Source organism: Rhizobium sp. RU36D, assembly GCF_900176345.1.
In the GTDB taxonomy this organism is placed as follows: Bacteria; Pseudomonadota; Alphaproteobacteria; order Rhizobiales; family Rhizobiaceae; genus Allorhizobium.
On the sequence record NZ_FWXU01000006.1, the window covers coordinates 166,424 to 185,694 of the forward strand.

The following is a 19,271-nucleotide window of genomic DNA, read 5'->3' on the forward strand; positions in this document are numbered from 1 at the left end:
ATTCCAAGATTGTATCGCCAGCGTTCTGTTCTGGTCGGTATCATGGAATAAAACCAGGGAAGATTTTGCTTTGGCAGACACATCCCAGCTCATTTCCGGAGTGGCTGAGCGCTATGCTTCGTCGCTCTTCGAGCTAGCCCTCGAGCAGGGTGCCATCGATGCCGTGGCCGCCGATCTCGGCCGTTTCCAGGCGATGATCGATGACAGCGCTGATCTGAAGCGGCTGGTCGCAAGCCCGGTTTTCTCCGCTGAAGACCAGTTGAAGGCCATTGTCGCGATCTGCGAAAAGGCCGGCATCTCGGGTCTCGTGGCTAACTTCCTCAAGGTCGTGACGTCAAATCGGCGGCTGTTTGCCGTGCCTGGCATGATCGCGGCCTATCGCCAGATCGTAGCCCGTCATCGTGGCGAAGTTACTGCCGACGTCACGTCGGCCCATGCGCTCTCCGCAGCGCAGGAAAATGAACTGAAGGCGGCGCTCCAGGGCGTTACCGGCAAGACCGTGGCGGTTAACGTCACTGTCGATCCCTCCATTCTTGGCGGTCTCGTCGTGAAGGTTGGATCCCGCCAGATCGACACGTCCCTTCGCACCAAACTTTCTACCCTTAAGCTTGCACTGAAAGAGGTTGGCTGATGGATATCCGCGCCGCGGAAATTTCCGCAATTCTTAAAGACCAGATCAAAAATTTCGGCCAGGAAGCCGAGGTATCCGAAGTTGGCCAGGTGCTTTCCGTCGGTGACGGTATTGCCCGCGTATACGGTCTGGACAATGTCCAGGCCGGCGAAATGGTCGAGTTCCCCGGCGGCATCCGTGGTATGGCGCTGAACCTTGAAGCCGACAACGTCGGTGTCGTTATCTTCGGTTCCGACCGTGACATCAAGGAAGGCGACATCGTCAAGCGGACCGGCGCCATCGTCGACGTTCCGGTTGGTCCCGAACTGCTTGGCCGCGTTGTTGACGCGCTTGGCAACCCGATCGACGGCAAGGGCCCGATCAACGCGACCCGCCGTTCGCGCGTCGACGTCAAGGCTCCCGGCATCATTCCGCGCAAGTCGGTCCATGAGCCGATGTCGACCGGCCTCAAGGCCATCGACGCCCTCATCCCGGTTGGCCGCGGCCAGCGCGAACTGGTTATCGGCGACCGCCAGACCGGCAAGACCGCCATCATTCTCGACACGATCCTGAACCAGAAGGCCATTCACGAAAATGGTCCTGATGGCGACAAGCTGTTCTGCGTCTACGTGGCTATCGGCCAGAAGCGCTCGACCGTTGCGCAGTTCGTAAAGGTGCTCGAAGAGCGCGGCGCACTGAAGTACTCCATCATCATTGCCGCGACCGCTTCCGATCCGGCTCCGATGCAGTATCTCGCACCCTTCGCAGGCGCTGCGATGGGCGAATACTTCCGTGACAACGGTATGCATGCGCTGATCGGCTACGACGACCTTTCCAAGCAGGCCGTTGCTTACCGTCAGATGTCCCTGCTGCTGCGTCGTCCTCCGGGCCGCGAAGCTTATCCCGGCGACGTTTTCTATCTGCATTCCCGTCTGCTGGAGCGCGCTGCAAAGCTCTCCGACGAAAAGGGTGCAGGCTCGCTGACGGCTCTGCCGGTCATCGAAACCCAGGGTAACGACGTGTCGGCCTTCATTCCGACCAACGTTATCTCGATCACCGACGGCCAGATCTTCCTTGAAACCGACCTGTTCTACCAGGGTATCCGTCCGGCCGTTAACGTCGGTCTGTCGGTTTCGCGCGTCGGTTCTGCCGCACAGATCAAGGCGATGAAGCAGGTTGCCGGCTCGATCAAGGGCGAACTCGCCCAGTATCGTGAAATGGCCGCCTTCGCCCAGTTCGGTTCGGACCTTGACGCTGCAACCCAGCGCCTGCTGAACCGCGGTGCCCGCCTGACCGAACTCCTGAAGCAGCCGCAGTTCTCGCCGCTGAAGACGGAAGAGCAGGTTGCGGTGATCTTCGCCGGCGTCAACGGTTACCTCGACAAGATCGCGGTCAACCAGGTCGGCAAGTTCGAGCAGGGCCTGCTGTCCTACATGCGTTCGGAAGGCAAGGGCGTTCTGGATACCATCCGCACGGAGAAAGCCATCAGCGACGACACCAAGGCAAAGCTCAAGGCTGCCCTGGACGCCTTCGCCAAGTCTTTCGCGTAATCGGGCTCGAGCCAAGGACGGATAACGGATGCCTTCACTTAAGGATCTGAAGAACCGGATCGCCTCCGTCAAGGCGACGCAGAAGATCACCAAGGCGATGAAAATGGTCGCCGCGGCGAAACTGCGTCGTGCCCAGGAGGCGGCCGAGGCCGCCAGGCCTTACTCGCAGCGCATGAGCGCCGTCCTTGCCAATATCGCCCAGGCGGTCGGTACGGACGACAGTGCGCCGCGCCTGATGACCGGCACCGGCAAGGACGACGTGCATCTGCTCGTCGTCTGCACCGCCGAGCGCGGCCTTTGCGGTGGCTTCAACAGCCAGATCTCGCGTTTCGCCCGCGACCACGCACGCAAGCTGCTGGCCCAGGGCAAGACCGTGAAGATCTTCTGCGTCGGCAAGAAGGGCTACGACAGCCTGCGTCGCGAATTTGGTCCGCTGATCGTTGAGCGTACCGACCTTCGCGAGGTCAAGCGGGTCGGTTTCGAAAATGCCGATGCGATCGCCCGCAAGATCATCGCGATGTTCGACAAGGGTGAGTTCGACGTCTGCACTCTGTTCTATTCGGAGTTCAAGTCGGTCATCAGCCAGGTTCCGACCGCGCTGCAGCTGATTCCGGCTTCCGCCGGCGATGTGCCGCCGGCTTCCGGTGCCACCGCGGTTTACGAATATGAACCCGATGCAGGTGCGATCCTGAGCGATCTCATTCCGCGCAACATTTCGGTCCAGGTGTTCCGGGCTCTGCTCGAAAACGTCGCCGGCGAAATGGGTGCCAAGATGAGCGCCATGGACAATGCGACGCGCAATGCTGGTGAGATGATCAACAAGCTGACGCTGAACTACAACCGTCAGCGTCAGGCGCAGATCACCAAGGAACTCATTGAAATCATTTCGGGCGCGGAAGCGCTCTGAGGTTAAGGAAAGAGGGTAAGAATCATGGCTAAGGCAGCTACCCCACAATCTACGGCCGGCAAGGTGACGCAGGTCATCGGCGCCGTTGTCGACGTTGCATTCGAAGGCAAACTGCCGGCGATCCTGAACGCGCTGGAAACCGATAACGGCGGCAACCGCCTCGTTCTCGAAGTGGCCCAGCACCTCGGCGAAAACCAGGTTCGTACGATCGCCATGGACTCGACCGAAGGTCTCGTCCGCGGTCAGCCGGTCACCGATACCGGTGCTCCGATCTCGGTTCCGGTTGGTAAGGAAACCCTCGGCCGCATCATGAACGTTATCGGCGAGCCGGTTGACGAAGCTGGTCCGCTGGTGACCTCCGGCAAGCGCGCCATCCACCAGGAAGCTCCGGCTTACGTCGAGCAGTCGACCGAAGCGCAGATCCTGGTCACCGGCATCAAGGTTGTCGACCTTCTCGCGCCTTACGCTAAGGGCGGCAAGATCGGCCTGTTCGGCGGCGCCGGCGTTGGCAAGACCGTTCTGATCATGGAACTGATCAACAACGTTGCAAAGGCACACGGCGGTTACTCGGTATTCGCCGGTGTTGGCGAGCGGACCCGCGAAGGTAACGACCTCTATCACGAAATGATCGAGTCGGGCGTTAACAAGCATGGCGGCGGCGAAGGCTCCAAGGCTGCGCTGGTTTACGGCCAGATGAACGAACCGCCGGGCGCCCGCGCTCGCGTCGCTCTGACCGGTCTGACGATCGCCGAGCAGTTCCGTGACGAAGGCCAGGACGTTCTGTTCTTCGTGGACAACATCTTCCGCTTCACCCAGGCAGGTTCCGAAGTGTCGGCTCTTCTCGGCCGTATTCCTTCGGCCGTTGGTTATCAGCCGACGCTCGCCACCGACATGGGTCAGATGCAGGAACGCATCACCACCACGACCAAGGGCTCGATCACCTCGGTTCAGGCCATCTACGTTCCCGCCGACGACTTGACCGACCCTGCGCCGGCAACCTCGTTCGCCCACCTGGACGCCACGACCGTTCTGTCGCGTTCGATCGCCGAAAAGGGCATCTATCCGGCCGTTGACCCGCTCGACTCCACGTCGCGCATGCTCGACCCGATGGTTGTTGGCGAAGAGCACTACGAAGTTGCTCGTAAGGTCCAGTCGACCCTGCAGCGCTACAAGGCTCTCCAGGACATCATTGCCATCCTTGGCATGGACGAACTGTCGGAAGACGACCGTCTGGCCGTTGCTCGCGCCCGCAAGATCGAGCGCTTCCTGAGCCAACCGTTCTTCGTGGCCGAAGTCTTCACCGGTTCGCCGGGCAAGCTGGTCGCCCTCGAAGACACGATCAAGGGCTTCAAGGGCCTGGTCAACGGCGAATACGACCATCTTCCGGAAGCCGCCTTCTACATGGTTGGTTCCATGGACGAAGCGATCGCCAAGGCCAAGAAGCTGGCTGCTGAAGCTGCCTGATAACGGATCGGCGGCGCGGATTCGTCCGCGCCCTCTTCCCCAAGCAATTGAAGAAGTGAACCGTCATGGCCGACAATTTTGATTTCGAACTGGTTTCGCCCGAGCGCCTGCTTCTGTCCGAGAAGGTGAGCGAAGTCGTCATTCCGGCGACCGAAGGCGAAATGACCGTGATGGCCAATCACGCGCCGACCATGACCACGATCAAGCCGGGCGTCGTTACGGTTAAAACGTCGTCGGGTCAGGTCACCAAGTATGTCGTGTTCGGCGGCTTTGCCGACATCGTTCCGACCGGCTGCACGCTGCTTGCTGAATCGGCCGTTCCGATGAACGAACTGAACCGCGATGTGCTGGCACGTCGTATCGAAGCGGCCAAGGCCGAACTCGATAAGTCCGACAGCCACGAGCACAAGACCAAGCTTGAGCAGTATCTGATGGAATTGACGCACCTAAACGGTATCGTCGTTCCTGCCTGATCTTCAGGGAATTCGTAAGTTCAAGGCGGCCCCAGTGGCCGCCTTTTGCGTTCTGGGTCAGTCGCTCCCCAGGAGATGCTGATAGAGTTGCAGCGCCTGGGGCTGCAGCGTTCGATATCTCGGGAAACCGAGATAGTAGCCGTAGCCGGTTTCGACCTGTTGGTCTCCGAGGACGACAAGCGATCCGGATGCGATGTGTTCGGAAATGAGGCCGAGGCTGCCGAGCGCCACGCCTTCGCCATCGACCGCCGCCTCCACCGCCATGACATAGGTTGAAAACGACAAGCGCGGCGCTGCGGGTTTGCGCTTCGGTGGCGTTGCGATCCGCGCGAACCACTGTCGGTAGGATATCCAGTTGGCATTGAACCGCTCATAGTCGATGAGGTCGAGCCCGGCGATCTCGTCGACATCAAGACTGGCGAATGGGATGCCCTTATGCGCCAGATAGGTCGGTGAGGCGACGGGAACCAGGACTTCCTTCATCAGCAGGCTCAGATGCCATCGGGGATGTTCGCCCGTGGAATAGAGGATGACCAGGTCGTTGGTTTCTGCCGCGAGTTCGGCTGGTGCATCTGTCGTCAGCAGGCGCACCGACATGCCGCTACTCTGCTTGGCGAAATCCTTGAGCTTGCGCCCCAGCCAGAGATGCGACACCGAACCGCTCGCGGCAATCGAGATGATCTGCGACGCACCGGCGCGAAACGGCTCCAGGCTTTCCTCCAGATACTCCAGCGTAGCCCGAACCCTCTGGAACAGCCGTTCGCCCTCCGACGTCAGCGCGAGATTGCGGCCGCGGCGGGTGAAAAGCCGTGCGCCGAGTTGATCTTCCAGCCCTTTGATCCGCCGGCTCACCGCGGCCTGGGTGATGTGCAGCTCCCGCCCCGCGCGGGAAAAATTCATGAAGCGAGCCGAGGCATCGAAGACCCTGAAGGCTTCCAAGGGAATTTTGTCGAGCATGCCCTCTCCATAACTTCAAGTCATCAAAATACCTGACAATTCCCCGTATTTGAAGCTTTGATGTTGTGTTGCAGACTGTGTCAAACGCTTTGCAGGAAAGAAGCCGCACGTGCCCTATACCCTTTCGCCTATACCGGAGATCAGATTTGGAGCCGGCACCATTGCCGGGCTCGCCACTGCCGCCAGCGCCTTCGGGGCGCAGCGCGCGCTTATTGTGATTGACAGTTTTCTCGCCACAAGCGGGCTCGGCGAAACGATAGCGGAGGAATTGCGCGCCGCGGGCGTCGAGCCGGTCTTGTTTCATGATTTTGCCGGCGAGCCAAAGATAGCCCATCTGCGCGCAGCCGCATTGGCGGGGAAGGGGGCTGATCTCGTGGTCGGCATCGGCGGAGGCTCGGCGCTGGATATCGCCAAGATCACAGCCTGCACCGTCGCATCGGGCGAGGATCCGATGCATTACGCGCTGGCAGCCAATCCGCTCCCCAAGGCGCCGCTCAAAAAGATCATGGTGCCAACCACGGCCGGCACCGGTTCCGAGACCTCGGCAACGAATATCTTCACCGGTCCGGAAGGCAAGAAGCTCTGGATCTGGGGTGCCGAGACCAAGGCTGACCTGGTGATCCTGGACCCGCAGCTGACGGCGAGCCTGCCCGCCAACCTCACCGCCTGGTGCGGGCTCGATGCCTTCATTCATGCCTTCGAGGCCTCCACCAACCGCAATTCCCATGCCGGCGCTCGCTTCTACGGTCATGAAGCGCTGCGAAAGATCGTTGCCAGCCTCGAAACGGCGGTCAGGGAGCCGCAAAATCTTGAGGCCCGAGGCGATGTGCTCCTGGGTTCATGCCTCGCCGGCATTGCCATCGACAATTGCGGAACTGCGATCGCCCATAACATCAGCCACGCCCTGGCCGGCCTTGCTCCGGTTCATCACGGGCTTGCCACCGCGCTCGGCTTCGAAGCCACGCTTGCTTGGCTCTGCGATGCGGATACGCCAGAGCTTGCCGCTGCTGCCAAGGCATGCGGCGTGGCCAGTGCTGCCGAGTTGCCCGCCTTTTTCAGCGAGTTCATGAGCCGATGCGGCGTCAATCGGGTTCTCCCCGCCGCCTTCGGGGCATATACGGCCGCCGATCTGGCGCGGGAAATGCGGGCATCCGAGAACCAGCCGATGCGTCGCTCGACCATTCGCGAGGTTGGCGATGCCGAAATCGATCAGTTCGCGGCCATCATGATGGCTCTGCCGAGGGAATGAGACCATGACCAAGGACTATACCCGCCAATACTGGGAAGACCTGCTGGCCAAAGCCCGGCCGGAAGGCCGCCATTTCATCGATGGAGCCTACACGGCTGCGGCAACCGGGAAGACCTTCCTCCGCCCGCGACCGATGGATGGCCAGCCCGGCACGGAGATCGCCCGCGGTGATGCGGAGGATATCAATCTGGCTGTTGCAGCGGCCAGGGCCGCCTTCGCCCGCGGGGTCTGGCGGACTAAGGAGCCGCTGGAAAAGAAAAAGATCATGCTGAAATGGGCCGATCTGATCCGTCAGCATGCCGAGGAATTGGCGCTTCTGGAAACGCTTGACGTGGGCAAGCCGATCATGGCCTCGCTGAATGTCGATGTGCGGCTCTGTGCCGACGGCATCCAGTATTATGCCGAGATGATCGACAAGCTGTATGACGAGATCGCGCCGACGGGGCCGAATGCCCGTGCACTGGTGCGCAAGGTACCGATCGGTGTGATCGGCGCGATCACGCCGTGGAATTATCCGCTGATCATCGATGCGTGGAAGCTGGGGCCGGCGATTGCAGCGGGCAATTCCGTGGTGCTCAAGCCCGCGGAACAATCGTCCCTATCGGCGCTGCGGCTCGCGGCACTCGGGCACGAGGCGGGACTGCCGGCTGGGGTGCTGAATGTCGTCACCGGGTATGGCGAGGAGACCGGCAAGCCGCTCGCGCTGCACATGGATGTCGACATGATCGCCTTTACCGGCTCGACGGAGGTCGGCAAGCTGATCATGGGTTATGCAGCGCAGTCGAACATCAAGCGCGTGGCGCTGGAACTCGGCGGCAAGTCGCCGATCGTCGTCTTTGCCGATAGCGATCTGGACGCCGCCGCATCGGCTGCCGCCTGGGGCTGTTTCTACAATTCCGGCGAGACATGCCATGCGTCCACCCGCCTTATCGTTGAACGTAGCGTGCAGGACACGCTCGTTGAGAAGATCAAGGCGGTGACGGCGCGGGAGATCACGCTCGCCCATCCCTTCGACATGAGCGCCCAGATTGGCGCCTTGATCGAGGAAAGCCATCTGCAAAAGGTGCTTGGCATGATCTCGGACGGCTTGGCCTCCGGCGGCCGACGGGCCTTCGGTGCTGAGCGGGTCCTTGATGATACCGGCGGCTATTACGTTTCGCCAGGTGTGATCGCCGATGTCAGCAACGACATGCCGATAGCGCGCAATGAAATCTTCGGGCCGGTGCTGGTGTCCATCCCCTTCGATACCGAGCAGGAGGCACTCTCCATAGCCAACGATACGATCTACGGCCTGGCGGGCGCGGTCTTCACATCCGACATGAACCGGGCGCATCGCTTCTCGGAGGCCATCCACGCGGGCACGGTCTGGGTCAACACCTATGACATGTCAAATTTCGCAACACCCTTCGGTGGCTTCAAGCAGTCCGGCTTCGGCCGTGACCGTTCGGTGCATGCGATCGACAAGTATTGCGACTACAAGACGATCTGGCAGCAGTTCGGGTGAGGCGGCTGGTCGGTGACATGGATCCTCGGGTCAAGCCCGAGGATGACGTGCGTGGTGAGAGGTTCGTCTAAAACGAATCGTTGAGAGATATAAAGCATTGAATTCGGACATTGCGGCACATCCCGTGGTTGGTCATCCTCGGGCTTGACCCGAGGATCCACAGCCGAGGATGCCGGCGCGGATAGGGAGAGAAACCCCATGAGCAAGATAACTGCCATCGAGATCAGCCATCATCGCCTGCCGCTCGATCCGCCGTTCAAGGCGAGCTGGGACGGGCGTGCGCGGCGGCATTTTGATGCGACCATCGTCCGCGTTCGCGATGACGAGGGGCGGGAGGGCATCGGATCCGGTGACCTGATGAAGGGCTTCGAAGGCCATGAAGACCTGTTCATTGGCCACGATCCGCGCCACCTGGAACGGCATTATGAGGTGCTCTCCCATATCAACTTCCACTATGGGCGTTGCTGGCCGCTGGATCTGGCGCTGTGGGATCTCTCGGGCAAGATCACCGGCGAGCCTGTCTGGCGCATGCTCGGCGGTCGGGCGGACAAGGTCAGGCTTTACGCGTCTTCTGGCGTGCTGCGCGATCCCGGTGCCATGGCAGAACAGGCCGAGCGCTACATCGAAGAAGGCTTTCCAGCCATGAAGGTGCGCTTCTCGTCCTCCTCGGGCGGACGCGGCAGCTGGCATGACGATGTTGCCGCGCTTGAGGCCATCCGCGAGCGGGTTGGCGACCGGCTGGAACTGATGGTGGACTGCAATCAGGGCTGGCGCATGCCGTGGGATACGACGCTGCCCTGGACCTTCAAGGATGCCCTGGCCGTTGCGCGCGAACTTGAGATGCTCGACGTCTACTGGATGGAGGAGCCGCTGCATCGTTCCGACCGAAAGGGCATGCGCGAGTTGAAGCTCTCGACGCCCGTGCGGATCGCCGGCGGCGAGATGACCCGGGAAGTCTATGAATTTCGCGACATCATCGAGGAGCGTGCCTTTGATGTGATCCAGCCTGACGTTGCCCTGGTGGGGGGCATCACCGGTTGCCGGCGCCTGGTCTATCAAGCCCGTGAAGCCGGGGTGATGTTCACGCCCCATAGCTGGACGAACGGGATCGGCGTGCTTGGCAATGCTCATCTGAGTGCCGGCGTCGGCGACGTGCCCTGGCTCGAATATCCCTATGACAATCCCGAATGGAGCGTGGAGCGCCGCGACTATCCGCTGGCGCAGCCGCTTGCCCACCGCGATGGATGGCTTGAGCTCGGCGAGCGACCGGGACTGGGGATCGTGCTGGACGAAGATCGCTTAAAGGCGACCCGGATAGGCTGACGACCAGCGCTTTGGCCTTGACGGGGTCACCACCCATGGGCGAGCCTGTGGCGGATCAAATCCGCATGGCCACGGTCAACACACAGGAGCGCACGCATGAAGGTCGGTATTGTCGGGGCAGGGATGGTGGGAAGCTCTGCGGGTTACGCCCTCGTCCTCATGGATATCGCCAGCGAAATCGTCCTGGTTGACATGAACGAGGCGCTGGCGATTGCCCAGGCGGAAGACATTTCCCATGCCGTTCCCTTCGTGTCTGCCACCGTGGTCCGGGCGGGCCATTACGACGATCTCGCGGGCTGCGGCGTGGTCATTCTGGCCGCAGGCGTCAGCCAGAAGCCAGGCGAGACACGGCTTGAGCTTCTCAGCCGCAATGCGGCGGTTTTCCGGGATGTGGTGGGTCAGGTCTTGCGGTTCGCGCCCGATGCCATCCTTCTTGTCGCCTCCAATCCCGTTGACATCATGACACAGGTGGCGACGCGCCTGTCGGGTCTGCCGCCGCACAAAGTGATCGGTTCAGGCACGATCCTGGATACCGCGCGCTTCCGCAGCCTGCTTGGCCGCCATCTCGAGATTTCGCCTCAGTCGGTGCATGCCTATGTGCTGGGCGAGCATGGAGACAGCGAAGTGCTTGGCTGGTCAAATGCGCGGGCCGGTTCGGTGTCGCTTACCTCCTTTGCCGAGCAGGTCGGCAGGCCGATCACCGAGCAGGTTCGCGCGCACATCGATGATGGCGTTCGCAACGCCGCCTACAAGATCATCAACGGCAAAGGCTCCACCTATTATGGTATCGGCGCCGGCCTGGCGCGAATCGTAAGGGCCATCGCACACGACCAGCGAGACGTTCTCTCGGTTTCCATCGTCACGGCGCGCGTGGAAGACGTCGAGGATGTGGCCCTTTCCGTGCCTCGGGTGGTGGGAGCGGAGGGCGTGCTGGCCGATCTCTTTCCTGATCTCGATACAGGCGAGCATGCTGCCCTTCAGCGCAGCGCGGCGATCCTGAAAGAGCGGGCCGAGTCGATCAAATTTTGATATTCGTCAAAATTGTTGTCCGTTGCGGTAACACACGTTGGACTTTTCTGTAACGATACCGTAGATCAAGATGGCGTTCTTACGCATATCTTGATCAGCGACCGGACCGCCGATGAACCTGCCGAAACTGGACAAAGATACTCCGCCTGACCAGCTGCACAGCTTCATGTCGAAGGCGAGAGAGGCGAGCGAATTGCTCAAAGCTCTGTCCCACGAAACGCGTCTTCTGATCTTGTGTATCTTGACCCGTGGCGAAAAAACTGTTGGCGAGATCGAAACAATACTTGGGCTGCAGCAGGCCGTCGTGTCGCAGCAGCTTGCTCGCCTCCGGATGGAGCACCTGGTCAAGACGCGTCGCGAAGGCCGGCTGATCTATTACAGCATCGACAATCCCGGGCTCAACGATCTCATCTCGGTGCTCTATTCCATGTATTGTGAGCCTGCCGGCACGCCCAAGGACAGCGCCTGATTACCAACGGGCCCGCGAATATTGGCGCAATCGCCTGTTCGCCTTGGCACCGGCCTCGCGCATCGATAGGATTTGCGGCGAGGTAGGGTGCGGATGATCGACAAGCTTGAATTCTTCATGGCGCTTGCGCGGGAACGGCATTTCGGGCGGGCCGCGGAAGAATGCGGCATCTCGCAACCGACGCTGTCCGCTGCCATTCGGCAGCTGGAAGACCAGTTGGGTGTCGTGCTGGTGCAGCGGGGTTCGCGGTTCCAGGGCCTGACCCCGGAAGGCCAGCGGGTGCTGGAATGGGCGCGGCGCATCGTCGGCGATAGCAGGACGATGCGGGAAGAGATGCGCGCGACCCGACATGGGCTGGCCGGGCATATTCGCATCGCGGCGATCCCCACAGCGCTTGCGATGGTGCACAAGATCACTGAGCCGTTTCAGGCAAAACACCCCGCGGTGACGTTCGAGGTCAGTTCAAGGAACTCCTTGCAGGTACTCGGTCTCCTTGAGAATTTCGAGATCGACGCGGGGATCACCTATCTCGACAATGAACCGCTGGGGCGGGTGACGAGCGTGCCGCTCTATGCGGAGCGCTACCACCTTGTCACGGTCGAAGGGGCGCCGCTTGCGGATCGCGAGGCGGTGACCTGGAGGGAGGCTGCTGATCTTCGGCTTTGTCTATTGACACCTGACATGCAGAACCGCCGCATCATCAACCAGCACATGGCCGAAGCGGGGGTGTCGATCACCGCCACGCTGGAGTCAAACTCGATGATCGTCCTGCTGTCTCATATCAATACCGGCAAATGGGCCTCTATCATGCCGCGAAATGTGGCGGAATCCTACGGATTTGCCAGGGGCATTCGCATCATCCCGATCGTCGAACCTGAGGCGCAACATCTGGTGGGACTGGTGGCAACCTATCGCGAGCCCTATACGCCACTGGTATCCGCCTTGTTGCATGAAGCCCGGCGGATGGCTGAGTCCGATATGTTTTGATAGAAATTTTCTATCGTCTGACGAAACAGCCTTATTGACGCTTTTGCGGGGAAAGGGCCATCGTATCCGCATGGTGACGCTGCATTTACATGCATGCTTCTATGATGGTGGCGGCTCGGCAAACACATCAGGTTGTTGCCGGCGGCTGGCGGGGAGGACTGACAATGAATGTGCGGCTGACGCCCGAGGATATCGCCAAGCGCACCCTCGACATCGTGGGTGACATGCGATGTCTTGACGGGCCGCTATTGCCCATTTTGCACGCCATCCAGGACGAGTTCGGCTATGTGCCCGACGAGGCAAAGCCTGTGATCGCGCGTGAGCTCAATCTGTCGCGCGCGGAAGTCCATGGCGTAGTCAGTTTCTATCACGATTACAGGGCGCATCCGGCGGGCGAGCATGTGCTGAAACTCTGTCGCGCCGAGGCCTGCCAGGCCATGGGTGGCGATGAGGTGGCAGCACACGTCAAGAGCCGGCTCGGTATCGACTGGCACGGCACGACGCCTGATGGTCGGGTGACATTGGAGCCGGTCTACTGTCTTGGGCTCTGTGCCTGCGCGCCGGCGGCGATGCTGGACGGCGAGGTTCATGGCAGGGTGAGTGCGGACGGCCTGGCGATACTGCTGGCGGAGGCCGGACAATGAGCATCACCATTTTCGTGCCGCGCGACGCGGCCGCTTTGGCTCTTGGCGCCGACAAGGTGGCTGACGCCATCGAGCAGGAACTGACAACCCGTGGGCTGGAAGCTATCATCGTGCGCAATGGGTCGCGCGGCATGTTCTGGTTGGAGCCGCTGGTGGAAGTGCGCAATGCCCATGGGCGCGTGGCTTATGGGCCCGTGACCCCGGCTGACGTGCCCGGACTGTTCGATGCCAATTTCCTGCATGGTGGGATGCATCCGCTCTGTCATGGGCAGACGAAGGACATTCCCTTCCTTCGCAACCAGACGCGGCTGACTTTCTCCCGCTGCGGCATAACCGATCCGCTATCCCTCGGGGATTACCGGCATTACCGCGGGTTGACGGGATTGGCCAAGGCCGTGGCCATGACACCGGCGGAGATCGTGGCAGAGGTGACCGCCAGCGGGTTGCGCGGGCGGGGTGGGGCCGGCTTCCCGACCGGCATAAAGTGGAAGACGGTGCTGGAGGCCGAGGCGCCGCAGAAATACATCGTCTGCAATGCGGATGAGGGCGATAGCGGCACCTTTGCCGACCGCATGATCATGGAAGGCGATCCCTTCGTCCTGATCGAAGGCATGGCCATTGCCGGAATCGCGACGGGCGCTACCAAGGGTTTCGTCTATATCCGTTCCGAATATCCGCACGCTATCCAGACCATGCGGGAGGCGATCGAGATTGCCCGGGCTGACGGTATTCTTGGCGCTTCGGTGCTGGGTTCATCGCATGCTTTCGATATGGAGGTGCGGGCCGGGGCGGGCGCCTATGTCTGTGGCGAAGAGACATCGCTGCTCAACAGTCTGGAGGGCAAGCGCGGGGTGGTGCGGGCGAAGCCGCCGCTGCCGGCCTTGCAAGGCCTGTTCGGTCTGCCGACGGTCGTCAACAACGTGCTGTCGCTCGCCTCCGTGCCTGTGATCCTCGACCAGGGTGCGGCCTTCTACCGGGATTACGGCATGGGCCGATCGCGAGGGACGATCCCGATCCAGATTGCCGGCAATGTAAAATATGGCGGGCTTTATGAGACCGCCTTTGGCCTGTCTCTTGGCGAAATTGTTGATCATATCGGCGGGGGCACGGCGAGTGGTCGACCCGTCAAGGCGGTGCAGGTCGGCGGGCCGCTTGGGGCCTATTTCCCGCGCAAGCTGTTCGATACCCCATTCGACTACGAGGCCTTTGCGGCGCGTGACGGTTTGATCGGCCATGCCGGGATCGTGGTGTTCGACGACCGCGCCGACATGCTGAAACAGGCCCGGTTCGCGATGGAATTCTGCGCGGTGGAAAGCTGTGGCAAGTGCACGCCCTGCCGCATCGGTTCGACCCGTGGGGTCGAGGTGGTAGATCGGATCGCGAAGGGGATCGAGCCTGACAAGAACAAGGCGCTGCTCACCGATCTCTGCAACACCATGAAGTTCGGTTCGCTCTGTGCGCTGGGCGGCTTCACGCCCTATCCGGTCATGAGTGCCATGAACCATTTCCCTGAGGATTTCGGCCCGGCCGAGATCGTGGAGGCTGCGGAATGAGCGAGACAGAAAAAGTGAAGGGGCCGGCCTCCTACTTCCCGTCTATCGAGAAGAAGTATGGTCAACCGATCGCGCACTGGCTTGAGATTGCCCGCGCCGAAATCGGAAAGCCGCATATGCAGATCGTCGCCTTGCTGAAGGATGTCCATGGGCTCGGTCATGGTCATGCGAATGCCGTTGTTGCCCATGTGCTGGCTGAACACGCGTCAAAAGGAAAAGCCTGATGAGCCTCGTTCATGAAATCGATTTTGGTACGCCGGCGTCCCGCTCCGAAAAGCTGGTGACGCTCACCATCGACGGGCGGCAGGTTACGGTGCCGGAGGGCACGTCGATCATGCGAGCCTCCATGGAGGCGGGCATACAGGTGCCAAAGCTCTGTGCGACCGACATGGTCGACGCGTTTGGTTCCTGCCGACTCTGTCTTGTCGAGGTCGAGGGCCGCAACGGCACGCCGGCCTCCTGCACCACGCCGGCCATGAATGGACTGGTTGTGCACACCCAGACCGAGCGGCTGAAGCAGATCCGCAAAGGGGTGATGGAGCTTTACATTTCCGACCACCCGCTGGACTGCCTGACCTGCGCGGCCAATGGCGATTGCGAATTGCAGGACATGGCCGGTGCCGTTGGCCTGCGTGACGTGCGCTATGGCTATGACGGTGACAACCATGTGCGCGCTCGCAATGGCGGCGACATCAACATGAAGTGGATGCCGAAGGACGAGAGCAATCCGTACTTCACCTATGATCCCTCCAAATGCATTGTCTGTTCGCGCTGCGTGCGGGCCTGCGAGGAGGTGCAAGGCACGTTCGCGCTGACGATCGAGGGGCGCGGGTTCGAGAGCCGGGTATCGCCCGGCATGCATGAACAGTTCCTGGCATCCGAATGCGTCTCCTGCGGCGCCTGCGTCCAGGCCTGTCCGACGGCGACGCTGACGGAAAAGTCCGTCATCGAGATTGGTCAGCCGGAACATTCCGAAGTTACCACCTGCGCCTATTGCGGCGTTGGCTGTTCCTTCAAGGCGGAGATGCGTGGCGAGGAACTGGTGCGCATGGTGCCGTGGAAGGATGGCAAAGCCAATCGCGGCCATTCCTGCGTCAAGGGGCGGTTCGCCTATGGCTATGCCAGCCACAAGGATCGCATCCTCAACCCGATGGTGCGCGAGAAAATCACCGATCCCTGGCGGGAAGTGACCTGGGAGGAAGCATTCGCCCATGTCGCCTCCGAGTTTCGGCGTATCCAGTATCAATACGGCAAGGATTCGATCGGCGGCATTACCTCCTCGCGCTGCACCAATGAGGAGACCTTCCTAGTGCAGAAGCTGATCCGCGCAGGCTTCGGCAACAACAATGTCGATACCTGCGCCCGCGTCTGCCATTCGCCGACCGGCTATGGCCTCGGCCAGGCCTTCGGTACGTCCGCCGGCACCCAGGACTTCGATTCCGTCGAACATACCGATGTCGTGATCGTCATTGGCGCCAACCCGACCGATGGACACCCGGTCTTCGGCTCGCGGCTGAAGAAGCGGCTGCGGCAGGGTGCCAAGCTGGTCGTCATCGACCCCCGGCGCATCGATCTCGTCAAGACGCCCCATGTGGAGGCGGCCTATCACCTGCCGCTGAAGCCCGGCACCAATGTCGCCGTGATGACGGCTCTCGCCCATGTCATCGTCACCGAAGGCTTGTTCAACGAAGCCTTCATTCGCGAGCGCTGCGACTGGTCGGAATTCGAGGACTGGGCGGCCTTCGTTGCCGAGCCGCAGCATAGCCCGGAAGAGATCGAGCAGTTCACCGGTGTGAAGGCCGACCTGATCCGCGGTGCGGCAAGGCTTTATGCCAAGGGCGGCAACGGCGCGATCTATTACGGTCTTGGCGTCACCGAGCACAGCCAGGGCTCGACGACGGTCATGGCGATCGCCAATCTGGCCATGGCGACCGGCAATATCGGTCGTCCGGGCGTCGGCGTGAACCCGCTGCGGGGCCAGAACAATGTCCAGGGTTCCTGCGACATGGGTTCTTTCCCGCACGAACTGCCGGGCTATCGCCACGTTTCCGATGATGCGACGCGCGAGACATTCGAGAAGCTCTGGGGTGTGAAGCTGGACAACGAGCCGGGCCTGCGCATTCCCAACATGCTGGATGCGGCGGTCGACGGATCGTTCAAGGGTATCTACATCCAGGGCGAGGACATTCTGCAGTCCGATCCCGATACCAAGCATGTATCGGCGGGTCTGGCGGCGATGGAATGTGTCGTGGTGCACGACCTCTTCCTCAATGAAACGGCGAACTACGCCCATGTCTTCCTGCCGGGTTCCACCTTCCTGGAAAAGGACGGCACCTTCACCAATGCCGAGCGCCGCATCAACCGGGTTCGCAAGGTGATGAGCCCGCGCAACGGCTATGCCGACTGGGAGGTGACGCAGAAGCTGGCGCAGGCCATGGGTCTGGCGTGGACCTATGCCCATCCCTCAGAGATCATGGACGAGATCGCGCTGACAACGCCAAGCTTCGCCGGTGTGTCCTACGACTATCTCGAGAAGATGGGCTCCGTGCAGTGGCCTTGCAACGAGGCCAATCCGGTGGGATCGCCGATCATGCATGTGAACGGCTTCGTTCGCGGCAAGGGTAAGTTCATCCGCACGGAATATGTGGCGACGGACGAGCGGACCGGTCCGCGCTTCCCGCTGCTGCTGACCACAGGCCGCATCCTCTCGCAATACAATGTCGGCGCCCAGACACGCCGCACCGCCAATGTGACATGGCATGCGGAGGACTTACTGGAAATCCATCCGCATGACGCGGAGCAGCGCGGCATTAAGGAAGGGGACTGGATCAAGCTTGCCAGCCGCTCGGGCGATACGACGCTCAGGGCGCTGATCACGGATCGGGTTGCGCCGGGCGTGGTCTATACCACCTTCCACCATCCCGATACGCAGGCCAACGTCATCACGACAGATTATTCCGACTGGGCAACGAACTGCCCGGAATACAAGGTGACGGCCGTTCAGGTATCGCCGTCCAATGGCCCATCGGAATGGCAGCAGGAGTATGACGACCTGTCGAAGCGCTCGCGGCGGATTGCGGGTAAGTTGGAGGCGGCGGAGTAGTGGATGTCGGTTGCAGAGGGGATGCCGATGGTTCGGCCACGCGTGCCAAGTATTTTTTGGCCGGTGGGCGGGCATCTCTGCGCATGAGGTCCACCCCCCTCTGGTGTGCCGACCATCTCCCCCTCAAGGGGGGAGATCGACTCGCGGTTACGTCTCGCGTCCTATCCCCGTGGCAATGCTTGGCTAGAGGCTGCAAAGGTCGGCGCGTCTATCCGATCTCCCCCCTTGAGGGGGAGATGGTCGGCAGACCAGAGGGGGGTTCCCGGTGACCCCCTTCAAGACCACATCGACCGTCGCCGAAATTGCAAGCCGTAACGGTGTCACCCGCGCCGGCTCCCGCATCGTGCCGGAAGAAGTGCCCATTGCCTTTTCCTATGGCGGTTCCACCCATGCCGTGATGATGGCGACGCCTGATGATCTGCAGGATTTCGCGGTCGGGTTTTCCCTAGCCGAGGGTATCATCACCAAGCTCAGCGATATCATCGAGATAGAGCCAGTCGAGGCGGGTGATGGCATCGACCTGCAGGTGACGCTTGCGGACCAGACTGCAGAGGCGCTGACATCCCGCCGCCGGCGGATGGCAGGACCTGTCGGCTGCGGTCTCTGCGGCGTCGAGTCGATCGAGCAGGCGACGCGGGCGGTCCCCACTGTCGATGGCGCCGATCTGGTGCTGACGCCCGCCGATGTCATGGAAGCTGTGAGCTTGCTTAGCGATGGCCAGGTGCTCAATCGCCAAACCCATGCGGTTCATGCGGCAGGCTTTTACATTCCCGGCCGCGGCATGCTGGCGGTTCGGGAAGATGTCGGGCGCCACAACGCCCTGGACAAGCTCGCCGGCGCGGTGCTGCGGTCCGGGACTTCAGGTGCTAACGGCGCTGTGGTCGTGACCAGCCGGCTGTCGGTGGAGATGGTGCAGAAAGCGGCCGTCCTGGGCAGCCCGGTACTCATCGCCATTTCGGCACCGACGGCACTTGCCATCCGCACGGCAGACCAGGCCGGGCTCACGCTTGTCGGAATTGCCCGTGGCGCCGATTTTGAAATCTTCACCCGGGCAGACCGGGTCCAGTCAGGAGTTTCCGCTGATGTCGCCTAGTCACACGGACGAAAAACTGGTTCGCATGGCCAACCAGATCGCGACCTTTTTTTTGTCCCAGCCGGAAGCCGTGCGGGCCGAAGGTGTTGCCACCCATATCAACAAATTCTGGGAGCCGCGGATGCGCGGCCGTTTCTTCGAGATGATCGATTCAAGCGTCGATGGCTTTCTGCCGCTGGTGGTCGAAGCCTCACCTCTGATCAGGAGGCCTGACGCGAAGGCCGGAGCCGGTGTCGGCGTTGGAGCCGATGCGGCTGCGGGCGCTTCGCAGGGCAAGGGACCGGCGGCCGGGGAATCGCTTTCGGAACCGAGCATTCCCGGCTGACCCTCAATTGAGGCGATCGCCAAAACGAAAA

General features: G+C 61.4%; 18 protein-coding genes. 17 read left to right on the top strand and 1 reads right to left on the bottom strand.

Annotation, left to right across the window (positions count from 1 at the left end):
* Positions 1-70 precede the first annotated feature (70 nt).
* The 5 genes from B9A97_RS09835 (at position 71) to B9A97_RS09855 (ending at position 5,004) form a co-directional block, all read left to right on the top strand.
* Positions 71-631, top strand: coding sequence for a F0F1 ATP synthase subunit delta (locus tag B9A97_RS09835; protein ID WP_084365151.1), 561 nt, complete (start codon positions 71-73; stop codon positions 629-631).
* Positions 631-2,160, top strand: coding sequence for a F0F1 ATP synthase subunit alpha (atpA, locus tag B9A97_RS09840; RefSeq protein ID WP_084365152.1), 1,530 nt, complete (start codon positions 631-633; stop codon positions 2,158-2,160). Before B9A97_RS09835 ends, atpA begins: the two co-directional genes overlap by 1 nt.
* Positions 2,161-2,188: 28 nt before the next feature.
* Entirely contained in the window at positions 2,189-3,067 is an 879-nt protein-coding gene (locus B9A97_RS09845) for a F0F1 ATP synthase subunit gamma (RefSeq protein WP_084365153.1), read from the top strand.
* Between the two features lie 24 nt (positions 3,068-3,091).
* Complete coding sequence (gene atpD / locus B9A97_RS09850) at positions 3,092-4,531, top strand: F0F1 ATP synthase subunit beta (RefSeq protein WP_084365154.1); 1,440 nt, start codon at positions 3,092-3,094, stop codon at positions 4,529-4,531.
* 65 nt (positions 4,532-4,596) lie between these two features.
* Positions 4,597-5,004, top strand: coding sequence for a F0F1 ATP synthase subunit epsilon (locus B9A97_RS09855; RefSeq protein WP_084365155.1), 408 nt, complete (start codon positions 4,597-4,599; stop codon positions 5,002-5,004).
* A 57-nt stretch (positions 5,005-5,061) separates the two neighbouring features.
* Here the strand turns inward: B9A97_RS09855 and B9A97_RS09860 are convergent, their stop codons facing one another.
* Complete coding sequence (locus B9A97_RS09860) at positions 5,062-5,961, bottom strand: LysR substrate-binding domain-containing protein (protein WP_084365156.1); 900 nt, start codon at positions 5,959-5,961, stop codon at positions 5,062-5,064.
* 109 nt (positions 5,962-6,070) lie between these two features.
* On the opposite strand from B9A97_RS09860, the gene B9A97_RS09865 reads away from it, so the two are divergent.
* The 12 genes from B9A97_RS09865 (at position 6,071) to B9A97_RS09925 (ending at position 19,240) form a co-directional block, all read left to right on the top strand.
* Positions 6,071-7,210 carry an iron-containing alcohol dehydrogenase gene (locus tag B9A97_RS09865; RefSeq protein ID WP_084365157.1) on the top strand — a complete coding sequence of 380 codons (1,140 nt, stop codon included), beginning with the start codon at positions 6,071-6,073 and terminating at the stop codon, positions 7,208-7,210.
* Between the two features lie 4 nt (positions 7,211-7,214).
* A complete protein-coding gene (locus B9A97_RS09870) occupies positions 7,215-8,714 on the top strand; it encodes an aldehyde dehydrogenase family protein (protein WP_084365158.1) in 1,500 nt (499 codons plus the stop codon).
* A 198-nt stretch (positions 8,715-8,912) separates the two neighbouring features.
* Positions 8,913-10,037, top strand: coding sequence for a mandelate racemase/muconate lactonizing enzyme family protein (locus B9A97_RS09875; RefSeq protein WP_084365159.1), 1,125 nt, complete (start codon positions 8,913-8,915; stop codon positions 10,035-10,037).
* A gap of 96 nt (positions 10,038-10,133) precedes the next feature.
* Positions 10,134-11,066: an L-lactate dehydrogenase gene (locus tag B9A97_RS09880; protein WP_084365160.1), complete on the top strand. Its 933-nt coding sequence runs from the start codon at positions 10,134-10,136 to the stop codon at positions 11,064-11,066.
* Between the two features lie 112 nt (positions 11,067-11,178).
* Complete coding sequence (locus B9A97_RS09885; protein WP_084365161.1) at positions 11,179-11,535, top strand: ArsR/SmtB family transcription factor; 357 nt, start codon at positions 11,179-11,181, stop codon at positions 11,533-11,535.
* A 93-nt stretch (positions 11,536-11,628) separates the two neighbouring features.
* Positions 11,629-12,522: a LysR family transcriptional regulator gene (locus B9A97_RS09890; RefSeq protein ID WP_084365162.1), complete on the top strand. Its 894-nt coding sequence runs from the start codon at positions 11,629-11,631 to the stop codon at positions 12,520-12,522.
* A gap of 164 nt (positions 12,523-12,686) precedes the next feature.
* Positions 12,687-13,166, top strand: a complete 480-nt coding sequence (locus tag B9A97_RS09895) for a formate dehydrogenase subunit gamma (RefSeq protein WP_084365163.1) — start codon at positions 12,687-12,689, stop codon at positions 13,164-13,166.
* Positions 13,163-14,719, top strand: a complete 1,557-nt coding sequence (locus B9A97_RS09900; RefSeq protein WP_084365164.1) for a formate dehydrogenase beta subunit — start codon at positions 13,163-13,165, stop codon at positions 14,717-14,719. The genes B9A97_RS09895 and B9A97_RS09900 overlap by 4 nt, the downstream gene beginning before the upstream one ends.
* Positions 14,716-14,943 (top strand): DUF4287 domain-containing protein, encoded by a 228-nt coding sequence (locus B9A97_RS09905; RefSeq protein ID WP_084365165.1) that lies wholly within the window; start codon positions 14,716-14,718, stop codon positions 14,941-14,943. The genes B9A97_RS09900 and B9A97_RS09905 overlap by 4 nt, the downstream gene beginning before the upstream one ends.
* Complete coding sequence (gene fdhF, locus B9A97_RS09910; RefSeq protein ID WP_084365166.1) at positions 14,943-17,822, top strand: formate dehydrogenase subunit alpha; 2,880 nt, start codon at positions 14,943-14,945, stop codon at positions 17,820-17,822. Before B9A97_RS09905 ends, fdhF begins: the two co-directional genes overlap by 1 nt.
* 265 nt (positions 17,823-18,087) lie before the next feature.
* On the top strand, positions 18,088-18,915 hold the full coding sequence (gene fdhD, locus B9A97_RS09920; RefSeq protein WP_084365167.1) for a formate dehydrogenase accessory sulfurtransferase FdhD: 828 nt from the start codon (positions 18,088-18,090) through the stop codon (positions 18,913-18,915).
* Positions 18,905-19,240 carry a formate dehydrogenase subunit delta gene (locus B9A97_RS09925; RefSeq protein ID WP_084365168.1) on the top strand — a complete coding sequence of 112 codons (336 nt, stop codon included), beginning with the start codon at positions 18,905-18,907 and terminating at the stop codon, positions 19,238-19,240. The genes fdhD and B9A97_RS09925 overlap by 11 nt, the downstream gene beginning before the upstream one ends.
* The last annotated feature ends 31 nt before the right edge of the window (positions 19,241-19,271 follow it).

Excerpts from the sequence above, each read along its gene's own strand:
- B9A97_RS09875 (WP_084365159.1), top strand. The coding sequence starts at position 8,913 with ATGAGCAAGATAACTGCCATCGAGATCAGCCATCATCGCCTGCCGCTC.
- atpA (WP_084365152.1), top strand. The coding sequence starts at position 631 with ATGGATATCCGCGCCGCGGAAATTTCCGCAATTCTTAAAGACCAGATC.
- B9A97_RS09880 (WP_084365160.1), top strand. The coding sequence starts at position 10,134 with ATGAAGGTCGGTATTGTCGGGGCAGGGATGGTGGGAAGCTCTGCGGGT.
- B9A97_RS09905 (WP_084365165.1), top strand. The coding sequence starts at position 14,716 with ATGAGCGAGACAGAAAAAGTGAAGGGGCCGGCCTCCTACTTCCCGTCT.
- atpD (WP_084365154.1), top strand. The coding sequence starts at position 3,092 with ATGGCTAAGGCAGCTACCCCACAATCTACGGCCGGCAAGGTGACGCAG.
- B9A97_RS09870 (WP_084365158.1), top strand. The coding sequence starts at position 7,215 with ATGACCAAGGACTATACCCGCCAATACTGGGAAGACCTGCTGGCCAAA.
- fdhF (WP_084365166.1), top strand. The coding sequence starts at position 14,943 with ATGAGCCTCGTTCATGAAATCGATTTTGGTACGCCGGCGTCCCGCTCC.
- B9A97_RS09885 (WP_084365161.1), top strand. The coding sequence starts at position 11,179 with ATGAACCTGCCGAAACTGGACAAAGATACTCCGCCTGACCAGCTGCAC.
- B9A97_RS09890 (WP_084365162.1), top strand. The coding sequence starts at position 11,629 with ATGATCGACAAGCTTGAATTCTTCATGGCGCTTGCGCGGGAACGGCAT.
- B9A97_RS09860 (WP_084365156.1), bottom strand. The coding sequence starts at position 5,961 with ATGCTCGACAAAATTCCCTTGGAAGCCTTCAGGGTCTTCGATGCCTCG.
- B9A97_RS09855 (WP_084365155.1), top strand. The coding sequence starts at position 4,597 with ATGGCCGACAATTTTGATTTCGAACTGGTTTCGCCCGAGCGCCTGCTT.
- B9A97_RS09900 (WP_084365164.1), top strand. The coding sequence starts at position 13,163 with ATGAGCATCACCATTTTCGTGCCGCGCGACGCGGCCGCTTTGGCTCTT.
- B9A97_RS09925 (WP_084365168.1), top strand. The coding sequence starts at position 18,905 with ATGTCGCCTAGTCACACGGACGAAAAACTGGTTCGCATGGCCAACCAG.
- B9A97_RS09845 (WP_084365153.1), top strand. The coding sequence starts at position 2,189 with ATGCCTTCACTTAAGGATCTGAAGAACCGGATCGCCTCCGTCAAGGCG.
- B9A97_RS09895 (WP_084365163.1), top strand. The coding sequence starts at position 12,687 with ATGAATGTGCGGCTGACGCCCGAGGATATCGCCAAGCGCACCCTCGAC.